A 12,863-nucleotide genomic window follows, 5' to 3' on the forward strand; every position below is an offset into this window, starting at 1 on the left:
CTTCACAATCACCAGATGGGGATTTAACGGATGAAACTGAAAAACACCTTGGGCTTGGCCATTGGTTCTCTTATTGCCGCTACTTCGTTCGGCGCATTGGCACAAGGCCAAGGCGCAGTTGAAGGCGAGATCAACTACAAGAAGCAGTACAACGACAGTGTTGATCACGTCGAAGACGGCTTCAACCCAGGCGCCAAAATCGGTTACTTCCTGACCGACGACGTCTCGATCAACTTCGGCTGGGATCGTAACAACCACACCCGTTCGAACGACGGTACCGGCAGCCAGAAACTGCGCGGTGACAACTTCGGTCTGACCGCTCAATACCACTTCAACAACGCTGGCGACGCTCTGCGTCCTTACGTTGAAGGTGGCGTTAAGCACGGCAACCTGACCAACGTAGCTGCTGACGGCCACACCGGTCGCGACCAGTCGACTTTCCTGACTGCTGGCGCTGGCGTTAAGTACTACTTCGCCGAAAACTTCTTCGCCCGTGCTGGCGTAGAAGCTGACTACAAACTGGACAACGGCCGTTGGGACTACGCTCCATCGGTTGGTCTGGGTGTGAACTTCGGTGGCGGCGGCAAGCCAGCTGCTGCTCCAGTTCCAGCTCCGGCTGAAGTCTGCTCCGACAGCGACAACGATGGCGTTTGCGACAACGTTGACAAGTGCCCGGACACCCCAGCCAACGTAACTGTTGACGCTGATGGCTGCCCAGCAGTTGCTGAAGTTGTTCGTGTAGAGCTGGACGTGAAATTCGACTTCGACAAGTCGGTCGTCAAGCCAAACAGCTACGCTGACATCAAGAACCTGGCTGACTTCATGAAGCAGTACCCAGCCACTCACACCACTGTTGAAGGTCACACTGACTCCGTCGGTCCTGACGCTTACAACCAGAAACTGTCCGAGCGTCGTGCAAACGCCGTCAAGCAGGTTCTGACCCAGCAGTACGGTGTTGAGTCGTCCCGCGTTCAGTCGATCGGCTACGGCGAATCCCGCCCAGTTGCTGACAACAAAACTGAAGCTGGCCGTGCTGTTAACCGTCGCGTAGAAGCGCAGGTTGAAGCTCAAGCTAAGTAATTAGCTGCCGCTACTAGAAAAGCCCGGCTCAGGCCGGGCTTTTCTTTGCCTGCGATTTGAGCAACAGGGCATTGGCGCCTCGCGCCCGGGACCGTTGGCCGGCTATAATCGCCGCCTCTTTTCGCCGCCCGAGTCATCGCCGCCCATGTACACCCTGGCCCGTCAGCTGTTGTTCAAACTTTCCCCGGAAACCTCCCACGACCTGTCGCTGGATCTGATCGGCGCGGGTGGGCGTTTGGGCCTCAATGGCATGCTGTGCAAGAGGCCGGCGAATGTGCCGGTGACGGTCATGGGCCTGGACTTCCCGAATCCGGTGGGTCTGGCGGCCGGTCTGGACAAGAACGGCGCGGCCATCGACGGTTTCTCGCAACTGGGTTTCGGTTTTGTCGAAATCGGCACCGTCACCCCGCGTCCGCAACCGGGCAACCCGAAACCACGGATCTTCCGTCTGCCGGAAGCCGAGGCGATCATCAACCGCATGGGCTTCAACAACCTCGGTGTGGATAACCTGCTGGCGCGGGTCGCTGCAGCCAAATACAAGGGCGTGCTGGGGATCAACATCGGCAAGAACTTCGACACCCCGGTCGAACGCGCGGTGGATGACTACCTGATCTGCCTGGACAAGGTCTACGCTCACGCCAGTTATGTCACGGTCAACGTCAGCTCGCCGAACACCCCGGGCCTGCGCAGCCTGCAGTTCGGTGATTCGCTCAAGCAATTGCTGGCCGACCTCGCCACGCGTCGCGCCGAACTCGCTCTGCGCCACGGCAAGCACGTACCGCTGGCGATCAAGATCGCTCCGGACATGACCGACGAAGAAACCGCGCAAGTGGCTCAGGCGCTGATCGAAACCGGGATGGACGCGGTGATCGCCACCAACACCACCTTGAGCCGGGTCGGCGTCGAAGGCATGGAGCACGGTGACGAGGCGGGCGGTCTGTCCGGCGCTCCGGTGCGTGAGAAGAGCACGCATACCGTGAAAGTGTTGGCGGGTGAATTGGGTGGTCGCTTGCCGATCATTGCGGCTGGTGGCATCACCGAAGGCAAGCATGCAGCGGAGAAGATCACGGCGGGTGCGAGCCTGGTGCAGATTTACTCGGGCTTCATCTATGAGGGCCCGGCGCTGATTCGTGAATCGGTAGACGCGATTGCCGCGCTGCGCTGACGGTTTCTGAGGGCTTCTGTGGCAAGGGAGCTTGCTCCCGCTGGGTTGCGAAGCAAACCCAAGTTTGTCAGGTATAGCGAGGATTCAGGATTTACGACTGCTGCGCAGCCGAGCGGGAGCAAGCTCCCTCGCCACAGGGGATTGCATTTTCAGGCATAAAAAAGGGCTCCTCGAAGGAGCCCCTGGGCCGTAGCCCGCCGTCCGGGAAGGACGTGCATGGTAAGTCGCTAAAAATTCAGATTGTCGTGTTGCAATAAGTGCCCTGTGTCAGCCGACGGCGTGAAGTTCGTTGAGTCTGTGGATCCCCGCAGTGCCGGTCATACCGTCCCAGTTGTCGCCGCGTCCTTCTCGCCAGCCGTTGATCCAGGCTTGACGTACCGACGGTAGAGTAAATGGGCAAAGCTCGCGGGATTTGCCACCAACGCCATATTGATATCCGCGCAAAAATGCTCTTTCCAACGGATCACGCTTAAGTCTTCTCATAGGGTGTTTCCCTCACTTGTTGACTGTTTGTGTCGCGTCGACCTCAACCGAGGTCCTGGCAGAAAAACTCTGCCGTGGTACGGCTCGCTGCCGGCGTGGCGAGCCAAGGTGTTGACGCCGTTGCGACGTCAACCTGTGGTCAGTTCTAACCAATGAGTCACACCGAGGGAATGATCGTTTTGTCATAAGGACGTAACGAAAATAGTGCTACAGCCATAAGTAACGACCGGTTTCATGAACTTTTTTTCAGCAAACCCCGGTATGATCGGCCCCGCACTGGATGATGGGGTTAATCCTTTAGTGAGAATGACCCACGTTTACGCTGGGGTAATATTCGACGAAGGGTTGCTTTGAGTCATTTTGTTTCATCAACTTTAATAACTGTCCTTGCATCTAAGCTCTTTTAACCCGAGCAGCGGGGATGGAACGGCACACCTTCGTGCCACGCGGGCGCTCTTTTAGAAAAGCGCCTGATTGAAAACCGGATCGGCAATGCGTTGCCGGTTCACTAGCCAAAGGCTCTGGAAATACCATGTCCGACCGTTTCGAACTCTTCCTCACTTGCCCCAAAGGCCTTGAAGGCCTGCTCATCGAGGAAGCCGTCGGGCTTGGCCTTGAAGACGCCCGCGAGCACACTTCCGCCGTGCGTGGCATGGCGACCATGGAAACCGCTTATCGCCTGTGCCTGTGGTCGCGTCTGGCCAACCGGGTGTTGCTGGTGCTCAAGCGTTTCCCGATGAAAGACGCCGAAGACCTGTACCACGGCGTGCTTGACGTCGAGTGGCAGGATCACATGCTCTCTGACGGCACTCTGGCCGTTGAATTCAGCGGCCACGGCTCGGGCATCGACAACACCCACTTCGGCGCGCTGAAAGTCAAAGACGCCATCGTCGACAAACTGCGTACCCCGCAAGGCGACCGTCCGTCTATCGACAAGCTCAACCCGGATCTGCGCATTCACCTGCGCCTGGATCGCGGCGAAGCGATCCTGTCCCTCGACCTTTCCGGCCACAGCCTGCACCAGCGTGGCTACCGCCTGCAGCAGGGCGCGGCACCGCTGAAGGAAAACCTCGCGGCAGCGATCCTGATCCGTTCCGGCTGGCCGCGCATTGCGGCCGAAGGCGGCGCGCTGGCTGACCCGATGTGCGGCGTCGGCACCTTCCTGGTCGAAGCGGGGATGATCGCCGCCGACATGGCGCCGAACCTGCGTCGCGAGCAGTGGGGCTTCACCGCCTGGCTGGGTCACGTTCCGGCGCTGTGGAAAAAACTCCATGAAGAAGCCGTTGAGCGCGCCGCTGCCGGTCTGGCCAGGCCGCCGCTGTGGATTCGCGGTTACGAAGCCGACCCGCGCCTGATTCAACCGGGCCGCAACAACGTCGAGCGCGCCGGGCTTAGCGAGTGGATCAAGATCTATCAGGGCGAAGTCGCGACCTTCGAGCCGCGTCCGGACCAGAACCAGAAAGGTCTGGTGATCTGCAACCCGCCGTACGGCGAGCGTCTGGGCGACGAAGCCAGCCTGCTGTACCTCTATCAGAACCTTGGCGAGCGTCTGCGTCAGGCCTGCCTGAATTGGGAAGCGGCGGTGTTCACCGGTGCGCCGGATCTGGGCAAGCGCATGGGCATTCGCAGCCACAAGCAGTATTCGTTCTGGAACGGCGCGCTGCCGTGCAAACTGCTGCTGATCAAGGTGCTGCCGGACCAGTTCGTCACCGGCGAACGGCGTACCCCGGAACAGCGTCAGGCCGAGCGTGAGCAAGCGGCCTACGATCAGGCGCCGAACGAGCCGCAAGAGCGCAAGTTCAACAAGAACGGCAACCCGATCAAACCGACGCCAGCCCCGGCGCCAGTGATCGAGCAGCCGCGCCTGAGCGAAGGCGGGCAGATGTTTGCCAACCGCCTGCAGAAAAACCTCAAGGCGATGGGCAAGTGGGTCAAGCGCGAGGGCATCGACTGCTACCGCGTCTACGATGCCGACATGCCGGAATACGCCATGGCCATCGACCTGTATCACGATTGGGTGCACGTGCAGGAATACGCCGCGCCGAAGTCGATCGATCCGGAAAAGGCCTCGGCGCGCATGTTCGACGCCCTGGCGGCGATCCCGCAGGCGCTGAACGTCGACAAGAGCCGCGTGGTGGTCAAACGCCGCGAGCGTCAGAGCGGCACCAAGCAATACGAGCGTCAGGCGGCGCAGGGCAAGTTCAATGAGGTCAGCGAAGGCGGCGTCAAGCTGCTGGTGAACCTCACCGACTACCTCGACACCGGGCTGTTCCTCGATCACCGGCCGATGCGCATGCGCATTCAGAAAGAGGCCGCCGGCAAGCGCTTCCTCAATCTGTTCTGCTACACCGCGACCGCCAGTGTGCACGCGGCCAAGGGCGGTGCGCGCAGCACCACCAGCGTCGATCTGTCGAAGACTTATCTGGACTGGGCGCGGCGCAACCTGTCACTGAACGGCTTCTCCGACAAGAACCGTCTGGAGCAGGGCGACGTGATGGCCTGGCTGGAAAACTGCCGTGAAGAGTACGACCTGATCTTCATCGACCCGCCGACCTTCTCCAACTCCAAGCGCATGGAAGGCATCTTCGATGTACAGCGTGATCAGGTGCAGTTGATCGACCTGGCGATGGCGCGTCTGGCAAGCGGCGGCGTACTGTATTTCTCCAACAACTTCCGCAAGTTCCAGCTGGAGGAGAACCTGGCCGAGCGTTACGCGGTCGAGGAAATCAGCGCGCAGACCATCGATCCGGATTTTGCGCGTAACACCAAGATCCACCGCGCCTGGAAAATCACGGCTCGTTGACGCTTGGGCGGGTTGGATCCACAGAGCCTTGATTTTTAAAGGCTCTTGGATCCGATCAGCGCTAGCCAAATTAATGGCTAATAGCTATAACTCAACTCATGGCCAATGGGGTTTTCCCCCCGAAACAATGGCGTCGTGAGTTGCCCCTATGTCGTTGCACCCCGTGCGCCCAAAGATTCTGGGTTTTATCAGCGAAGACGTCTCGGCCTGGCTGGTCGCGCTGCTGGTATTGCTCGCCGGCGGGATTCTCACGGGGCTGCTCGCCTGGGCCACCCTCAATCAGTTTCACCATCAACTGCGCCAACGCTTCCAGCTGCTGGCCAGTGAGCGTTACAGCCGCATCGAAGAACGTTTCCAGGATCAGGAACAGCGTCTCGACGGCCTGCGCCGTTTCTTCGCCAACTCCGATTCGGTCTCGCGCAGCGAATTCGACGGCTATGCCAAACCGCTTCTATTACGCACCCAGGCCTATTCCTATGCGCCGCGGGTCAGCCGTGCCGAACGCCCGGCGGTCGAACAGGCCGTGCGTAACGAAGGTTTCAGCACCTTCACCTTTCGTGAGCTGACCGCTGACGATCAGTTGCAGACCGCCGCTGATCGCCCCGAATACGTCCCGGTGATCTACACCCAGAGCCTCAGCCGCTTGCCCACGCCGCTGGGTTACGACTTGCTGGCGCAACCGCTGCGCCGGGCGACGCTGGAACGCGCCGACCGCAGCGGGCACATGGTGGTGTCGCAGCCATTGCATCTGGTGGGGATTGATCCGGCGTATGCCCGGGGCGTCTTGCTGCTGGCGCCGGTCACCCGTGAAGAGGCGCCGAAAGGGCCGCCGCAAGGCTATGTGATGGCGGTGATCAGCATGCAGCAGTTGCTGGCCGACGGACTGCCGGAGGAGCACCAGGATTTCCTCAACGTACGCATTCTCGACCTGTCCACCGACGATCAGCATGAAGTGCTTTACGAGTCGGCCAACAAAGCGGGAGCCAGTGATCTGTCGGCTACGCAGTTGTTGCGCATGGCCGACCATGACTATCAAGTGGACATTCAGCCCAGCGAAGCGTTTCTGCAGGCCAACCATTCGTCGATCAGCAGCCTGGTGGTGCTGGGGGCGCTGCTGAGTCTGTTGCTCAGCGCACTGCTTTACGTGCTGGTCAGTCAACGCCAGCGCGCCTTGCGCATGGTCGAACTGCGCACGCAGGAACTGCACGCCCGCGAACAGGAATTGCGGGGTACCCACGGCCAGTTGCGCGGCGTGCTGAATGCCGCGACCCAAGTGGCAATCATTGCCACCGACCTGCGCGGGGTGATCAACACCTTCAACCCGGGTGCGGAACAGATGCTTGGCTACAGCAGCGCCGATGTGGTCGGCCACATGACCCTGGAAAACCTGCATCTGCCGCGAGAGCTGGCCGCGCGTTCGGCGGAGTTGAGTGCGCGTTACGGCAAGAGCATTCCGACCTGCCACGCGATGTTGGTCGAGGGCGGCGAGGTCGGCGGGCATGAGGCGCGCGAGTGGACGCTGGTGCGCAGCGACGGCAGTCATCTGCCGGTAAACATGCTTGCCACCCCGGTGCTCGATGAGCAGGGTTTGTGGGTCGGGCATCTGGCGATCTGCATCGACATCACCGAGCGCAAGCGCGTGCACGAAGCGCTGGCGGCGCGGGATGTGTTGCTCAAGAAACTCAGCGCTCACGTGCCCGGTGGCATTTACCAATTCAAGATGGAATTCGACGGGCGCTTCAGCGTGATTTATGCCAGCGATGGCATCCGCGAGATCTACGAGCTGGAGCCGGACGTGCTGCTGCTCAATGCCGAGGCGATTTTCACCCGTATCCATCCGCAAGACATCACCCGCGTGCGCAGCTCGATCCGCGCCTCGGCGGACAATCTCAGCCCATGGCGCGAGGAGTACCGAGTGCAGTTGCCCGAGCGTGGCCTGCGCTGGGTGCGCGGCGAGGCGACGCCCGAAGAGCTGCCGGGCGGCGGCGTGCTGTGGCACGGCTACATCTCGGACATTTCCGATCTGAAGCGGGTGGAAGAGGAGCTGCGGGCGCTGTCGGTGACTGACTCGCTGACCGGCATCCACAACCGCCGCTACTTCCAGGAACGCCTGACCACCGAAATGGCCCGGGTCGAGCGCGGCGGCGGCGAGCTGTCAGTGATCATGCTCGACATCGACCACTTCAAACGGATCAACGACCAGTACGGCCATGCCGTGGGCGACCGGGTGCTGCAGGCGGTGTGCGAGCGCATCGGCCATCGTTTGCGGCGTACCGATGTGTTCTGTCGTCTGGGCGGCGAAGAGTTCATGGTGCTGTGCCCGGACATCGACGGCGAGCATGCGTACATACTGGCGGTGGAGTTGTGGCAAGGCCTGCGCAGTGCGCCGGTGGATGTGGTCGGGGTGGTGACGGCCAGTTTCGGCATCGCCAGCTGGCGCCCGGGGGAGGGCGCGGATGCGCTGCTGCTGCGCGCGGATTCGGGGGTGTATGCGGCGAAGCAGGGCGGGCGTGACCGGGTGGAGCAGATGAGCTGATCAGATCTGACAAGTGAGCCGCGTGAGCCCTTGTGGCGAGGGAGCTTGCTCCCGCTTGAGTGCGTAGCGCTCACAAAATCATTGGGGCCGCTGCGCAGCCCAGCGGGAGCAAGCTCCCTCGCCACAGAGAGTTGCTTCCACAGGTTTAAGGGTGGCTTACAGCGCTGAAGCGGTCTGCGGCAGGCGCGGCTGCTTGTACAGATCCAGCAGCACCTGATCCAGCACCGAAGACGCACCGAACGGGGCCTTGTCGTTGAGGATCGCCACCACCGCCCAGGTGTTGCCGTTGACGTCGCGGCTGAAGCCGGCAATCGCGCGCACGGTGTTCAGGGTGCCGGTCTTGACGTGGGCTTCGCCGCGCATCGCGGTGGTCTTCAGGCGTTTGCGCATGGTGCCGTCGGTGCCGGCAATCGGCAGCGAGCTGATGTACTCGGCGGCGTACGGGCTGTGCCAGGCGGCTTGCAGCATGTTGGCCATCTCGCGGGCGCTGACGCGTTCGGCACGGGACAGCCCGGAGCCGTTCTCCATCACCAGGTGCGGCGCGGTGATGCCTTTCTTCGCCAGCCACTGGCGGACTACGCGTTGTGCGGCCTTGGCGTCGTCACCGTCGGCTTCGTTGCGGTACTTCTGACCGAGGCTCAGGAACAGCTGCTGAGCCATGGTGTTGTTACTGTATTTGTTGATGTCGCGGATGATTTCCGCCAGATCCGGTGAGTACGCGCGGGCCAGCAGCTTGGCGCTGCTCGGGGTCGCGGCGAGGCGATCCTTGCCCTGGATGCTGCCGCCCAGTTCTTTCCAGATCGCGCGCACGGCACCGGCGGTGTAGGTCGCGTGGTCAAGCAGCGACAGATAAGTCTGCGAGCTGCAGCCATCGCCCAACTGGCCGGCGACGGTCACAGTGACGCTGCCATCAGGCTGGGTCACCGGGTTGTAGCGCACGCCGCCGGTGCATTGCTTGGAGTTGAGCGCCTTGACCGTGTTTTCGATGCGCACGCTGGCAATCGGCGGCTCCACCGAGATCAGCACCCGGCCACCGTCATTGCGCGCGACGAAGCGCAGGGCCTTGAGGTTGACCAGCAGCGAGTCGGGTTTGACCAGGAACGGCTTGTTCTCGTCATTGCCGTCGTCGTTGAACTCGGGCAGTTGCGGCTGGATGAAGAAGCTGCGGTCTAGAATCAGGTCGCCGGTGACCTGGGTCACGCCGTTGGCGCGCAGGTCGCGCATCAGCAGCCAGAGTTTCTCCATGTTCAGCTTCGGATCGCCGCCGCCCTTGAGGTACAGGTTGCCGTTGAGGATGCCGCCACTCAGGTCGCCGTCGGTGTAGAACTCGGTTTTCCACTGATGGTTGGGGCCGAGCATTTCCAGCGAGGCGTAGGTGGTGACCAGTTTCATGGTCGAGGCCGGGTTGACCGAGACGTCGGCGTTGTACACGGTCGGGTTACCCGGGCCGTCGAGCGGAATCATCACCAGCGACAGCGCAGTCGGCTGCAGCTTGCTGGCCTTGAGGGCTTTTTCGACGTTAGGGGTGAGGGCGGTATTGATAGTGGCCGCAGAAACCGGCAGGGCCAGAGGCAGAAGAAGGCTGGCGAGAAACAGTGGACGCAACGATTTGATCATCTGAAATAAAACCCTGCACAAGAGGGGGAAAATAACGAAGGCATGGATGAAAAAGCCCTCAGTGGTCATGAAAGTGTCGGCATTATGCCCCAAGGTGTAACAGCTTGTGCCTTGCCTGGGGCGGCCATTTGGTTATTTTTTTTACGGGCGGTCGCCATCGCGCCCAGAGAGTCGGGCAATTGACCGCTTAAACTGGTAAAGTGCCGGCCGTTATTACTTAAGAGGATTGTTCCAATGGCGACTAACCGTTCCCAGCGTCTGCGCAAAAAACTGTGCGTTGATGAATTCCAAGAGCTGGGTTTCGAACTGAACCTGGACTTCAAAGAAGATTTGTCCGAAGAAGCCATTGACGCTTTCCTCGAAGCATTCATCAAAGAAGCCATGGAAGCCAACGGTCTGGGTTATGTGGGCGGCGATGACTTCGGTCTGGTTTGCCTGCAGAAGCGTGGCTCGGTCAACGAAGAGCAGCGCGCTGCCGTTGAAGCCTGGCTGAAAAACCGTAGCGAACTGACCGGCATGACCGTCAGCCCGCTGCTGGACGTCTGGTATCCGGAAAAGCCGATCAACGCGGCCAAGTGATACTGAAAAAAACGGCGACCTGAGGGTCGCCGTTTTTTTTGGGAAGATCAAAAGATCGCAGCCTGCGGCAGCTCCTACACGGGAATATGCGTTTCCCTGTAGAAGCTGCCGCAGGCTGCGATCTTTTGCTTTCAGGCTTTACGCCAATTCAAAATCAGTAGCGTCAGAACCCCCGCCACAATCCCCCAGAACGCCGACCCAATGGAAAACAGCGTCAACCCCGACGCCGTGACCATGAAGGTAATCAGCGCCGCCTCACGCTCCTTCACCTCGGTCATGGCAATGCTCAGCCCGTTGATGATCGAGCCGAACAGCGCCAATGCGGCAATCGACAGCACCAGTTCTTTCGGCAACGCGGCAAACAGCGCCGCCAATGTGGCGCCGAACACCCCGGCAATCCCGTAGAAAATCCCGCACCAGACCGCCGCGGTGTAGCGCTTGTTGCGATCTTCATGGGCGTGCGGCCCGGTGCAGATGGCTGCGCTGATCGCCGCGAGGTTGATGCCGTGGGAGCCGAATGGCGCCAGCAGCAGCGAGGCGATGCCGGTGCTGGTGATCAGTGGTGAGGCCGGCACGTTGTAGCCGTCGGCGCGCAGCACGGCGATGCCGGGCATGTTTTGCGAGGTCATCGCCACCACGAACAGCGGAATGCCGATGCTGATGGTCGCCGCGAGGGAGAAGTGTGGAGTGGTCCAGACTGGCGTCGCCAGTTCCAGATGGAAACCGCTGAAGTCCAGCAGGCCCATGAAGCCCGACAGCGCGGTGCCGATCAGCAACGCGGCAAGTACCGCATAACGCGGCGACAGGCGCTTGACCAGCAGATAGGTGAAGAACATCCCCAGCACCAGCCCGGTGCGGTGTTGCGCGGCGACGAAGATTTCGCTGCCGATCTTGAACAGAATCCCCGCCAGCAACGCTGCCGCCAGCGACGCCGGAATCTTTTTCACCAAGCGTTCGAAGCTGCCGGTCAGCCCGCAAATCGTTACCAGCACCGCGCAGGTGATGTAGGCGCCGATGGCCTCGCCGTAGCTGACGCCACCGAGGCTGGTGATCAGCAGGGCTGCACCCGGTGTCGACCAGGCGATGGTGATTGGCGTGCGATAGCGCAGCGACAGGCCGATCGAGCACACCGCCATGCCGATCGAGATCGCCCAGATCCACGAGGAAATCTGCCCGCTGCTCAGGCCCGCCGCTTGCCCGGCCTGGAACATCAGCACCAGCGAACTGGTGTAGCCGGTCATCATTGCGATAAAACCGGCGACGATCGCCGAAGGCGAAGTGTCGGCGAGAGGGCGCAGGCGGGTGTAGGTGGCGTCGTTCATGACGGCGGTGTTCCTTCTTATGGAAAGCAGTGAATCCAGCAGGTCTGTGTGCGTGCCCGGTTTTTTGTGGCGAGGGAGCTTGCTCCCGCTGGGCAGCGAAGCTGTCCCAATATGGGCGACGCGGTATTTCAATCCACTTGCGTCGCCTGGGTTTACGACTGCTGCGCAGCCGAGCGGGAGCAAGCTCCCTCGCCACAATGTTGAGTACGGCGGCGGTTTTGGTGTTTAAGCCTAAACTCAATCGTAACGGATCGTTGCAATACAGCCGTGGTCACAAACAGCCATACAGTCGTGTTGCCACCATCCATTGTGTACAATCGCGCTGTTTTTTACGCGATACTTGCCAGCGACCTACTGTGCCGTATTACAGTCACGGTCTATTCGCCGCAGTTCTCCCGACTCGAGTGCCCATGAACGAACAGTTGCAACCCCTCAAGAAACAACCGCGAGCAGGCAAAGCCGGCCGCAGCGGAACCCAGGACGATATTGTCTACGCGCATATCTTCGAGGCGATCCTCGAACAGCGTCTGGCGCCCGGCACCAAGTTGAGCGAAGAAGCGCTGGGGGAAATCTTCGGGGTCAGCCGCACCATCATTCGCCGTGCGCTGTCGCGTCTGGCCCATGAAGGCGTGGTGCTGTTGCGGCCGAATCGTGGCGCCGTGGTCGCCAGCCCGAGCGTTGAAGAAGCGCGTCAGGTGTTCATGGCCCGCCGTCTGGTGGAGCGCGCGATCACCGAGCTGGCCGTGCAACACGCCACCGCCGAGCAGATCGCCGAACTGCGCCAGATGGTCAACGACGAGCGCGACAGCTTCTCCCGTGGCGATCGCGGTGCCGGTATCCGTCTGTCGGGCGAATTTCACCTGAAACTGGCGGAAGCGGCGAAGAATGCACCACTGATCAGCTTCCAGCGCAGCCTGGTGTCGCAGACTTCGCTGATCATCGCCCAGTACGAAAGCGGCAACCGCTCGCATTGCTCGTATGACGAGCACACCCAGTTGATCGACGCCATCGAAGCGCGCAACGGTGAACTGGCGGTGGACCTGATGATGCATCACATGGATCACATCGACAGCAAGCTCAACCTCGATGAGGAAAGTGCGTCGGATGATCTGCATGCGGTGTTCTCGCATTTGCTGCAGACCAAGAAGCCTGGGCGCCCGGCGGCCAAGCTTTGAGCTGACACCGAGTCGCTCCAATCGCTGGCAAGCCAGCTCCCACAGGGATTTGTGGGGTTCACCGAATCTGCGATACACCGAGAAACCTGTGGGAGCTGGCTTG

General features: G+C 60.9%; 9 protein-coding genes. 6 read left to right on the plus strand and 3 right to left on the minus strand.

The window, feature by feature from the left end; all coding sequences use genetic code 11:
- The first annotated feature begins 30 nt into the window (after window positions 1–30).
- On the plus strand, window positions 31–1,080 hold the full coding sequence (locus ABV589_RS24160; RefSeq protein ID WP_007960920.1) for an OmpA family protein: 1,050 nt from the start codon (window positions 31–33) through the stop codon (window positions 1,078–1,080).
- A gap of 145 nt (window positions 1,081–1,225) precedes the next feature.
- The gene (locus tag ABV589_RS24165; RefSeq protein WP_367083964.1) at window positions 1,226–2,245 is read left to right on the plus strand and encodes a quinone-dependent dihydroorotate dehydrogenase; all 1,020 of its coding nucleotides are present in this window, start codon (window positions 1,226–1,228) and stop codon (window positions 2,243–2,245) included.
- Window positions 2,246–2,512: 267 nt separating this feature from the next.
- Here ABV589_RS24165 and ABV589_RS24170 read toward each other — a convergent pair whose 3' ends face one another.
- Window positions 2,513–2,728: a ribosome modulation factor gene (locus tag ABV589_RS24170; protein ID WP_003223300.1), complete on the minus strand. Its 216-nt coding sequence runs from the start codon at window positions 2,726–2,728 to the stop codon at window positions 2,513–2,515.
- A gap of 532 nt (window positions 2,729–3,260) precedes the next feature.
- On the opposite strand from ABV589_RS24170, the gene rlmKL reads away from it, so the two are divergent.
- Together rlmKL and ABV589_RS24180 are read left to right on the plus strand one after the other, a co-directional pair.
- Window positions 3,261–5,531, plus strand: coding sequence for a bifunctional 23S rRNA (guanine(2069)-N(7))-methyltransferase RlmK/23S rRNA (guanine(2445)-N(2))-methyltransferase RlmL (rlmKL, locus tag ABV589_RS24175; RefSeq protein WP_367083965.1), 2,271 nt, complete (start codon window positions 3,261–3,263; stop codon window positions 5,529–5,531).
- A gap of 148 nt (window positions 5,532–5,679) precedes the next feature.
- A complete protein-coding gene (locus tag ABV589_RS24180; protein ID WP_367083966.1) occupies window positions 5,680–8,067 on the plus strand; it encodes a diguanylate cyclase in 2,388 nt (795 codons plus the stop codon).
- Window positions 8,068–8,223: 156 nt separating this feature from the next.
- Here ABV589_RS24180 and dacB read toward each other — a convergent pair whose 3' ends face one another.
- Window positions 8,224–9,684: a D-alanyl-D-alanine carboxypeptidase/D-alanyl-D-alanine-endopeptidase gene (gene dacB / locus ABV589_RS24185; protein WP_367083967.1), complete on the minus strand. Its 1,461-nt coding sequence runs from the start codon at window positions 9,682–9,684 to the stop codon at window positions 8,224–8,226.
- 234 nt (window positions 9,685–9,918) lie between these two features.
- On the opposite strand from dacB, the gene ABV589_RS24190 reads away from it, so the two are divergent.
- On the plus strand, window positions 9,919–10,263 hold the full coding sequence (locus ABV589_RS24190; RefSeq protein WP_003223308.1) for a YggL family protein: 345 nt from the start codon (window positions 9,919–9,921) through the stop codon (window positions 10,261–10,263).
- Between the two features lie 131 nt (window positions 10,264–10,394).
- Here ABV589_RS24190 and ABV589_RS24195 read toward each other — a convergent pair whose 3' ends face one another.
- Window positions 10,395–11,585: a benzoate/H(+) symporter BenE family transporter gene (locus tag ABV589_RS24195; protein WP_367083968.1), complete on the minus strand. Its 1,191-nt coding sequence runs from the start codon at window positions 11,583–11,585 to the stop codon at window positions 10,395–10,397.
- A 410-nt stretch (window positions 11,586–11,995) separates the two neighbouring features.
- Between ABV589_RS24195 and ABV589_RS24200 the strand changes: the two genes are divergently transcribed.
- Window positions 11,996–12,760, plus strand: coding sequence for a GntR family transcriptional regulator (locus ABV589_RS24200; protein ID WP_007961054.1), 765 nt, complete (start codon window positions 11,996–11,998; stop codon window positions 12,758–12,760).
- Window positions 12,761–12,863 lie beyond the last annotated feature (103 nt).

It is taken from the genome of Pseudomonas sp. HOU2, assembly GCF_040729435.1.
GTDB lineage: Bacteria > Pseudomonadota > Gammaproteobacteria > Pseudomonadales > Pseudomonadaceae > Aquipseudomonas.

Coding starts and splice junctions, on each gene's coding strand:
- ABV589_RS24170 (WP_003223300.1), bottom strand. CDS start 2,728: ATGAGAAGACTTAAGCGTGATCCGTTGGAAAGAGCATTTTTGCGCGGA.
- ABV589_RS24195 (WP_367083968.1), bottom strand. CDS start 11,585: ATGAACGACGCCACCTACACCCGCCTGCGCCCTCTCGCCGACACTTCG.
- ABV589_RS24165 (WP_367083964.1), top strand. CDS start 1,226: ATGTACACCCTGGCCCGTCAGCTGTTGTTCAAACTTTCCCCGGAAACC.
- ABV589_RS24180 (WP_367083966.1), top strand. CDS start 5,680: ATGTCGTTGCACCCCGTGCGCCCAAAGATTCTGGGTTTTATCAGCGAA.
- dacB (WP_367083967.1), bottom strand. CDS start 9,684: ATGATCAAATCGTTGCGTCCACTGTTTCTCGCCAGCCTTCTTCTGCCT.
- ABV589_RS24160 (WP_007960920.1), top strand. CDS start 31: ATGAAACTGAAAAACACCTTGGGCTTGGCCATTGGTTCTCTTATTGCC.
- ABV589_RS24200 (WP_007961054.1), top strand. CDS start 11,996: ATGAACGAACAGTTGCAACCCCTCAAGAAACAACCGCGAGCAGGCAAA.
- ABV589_RS24190 (WP_003223308.1), top strand. CDS start 9,919: ATGGCGACTAACCGTTCCCAGCGTCTGCGCAAAAAACTGTGCGTTGAT.
- rlmKL (WP_367083965.1), top strand. CDS start 3,261: ATGTCCGACCGTTTCGAACTCTTCCTCACTTGCCCCAAAGGCCTTGAA.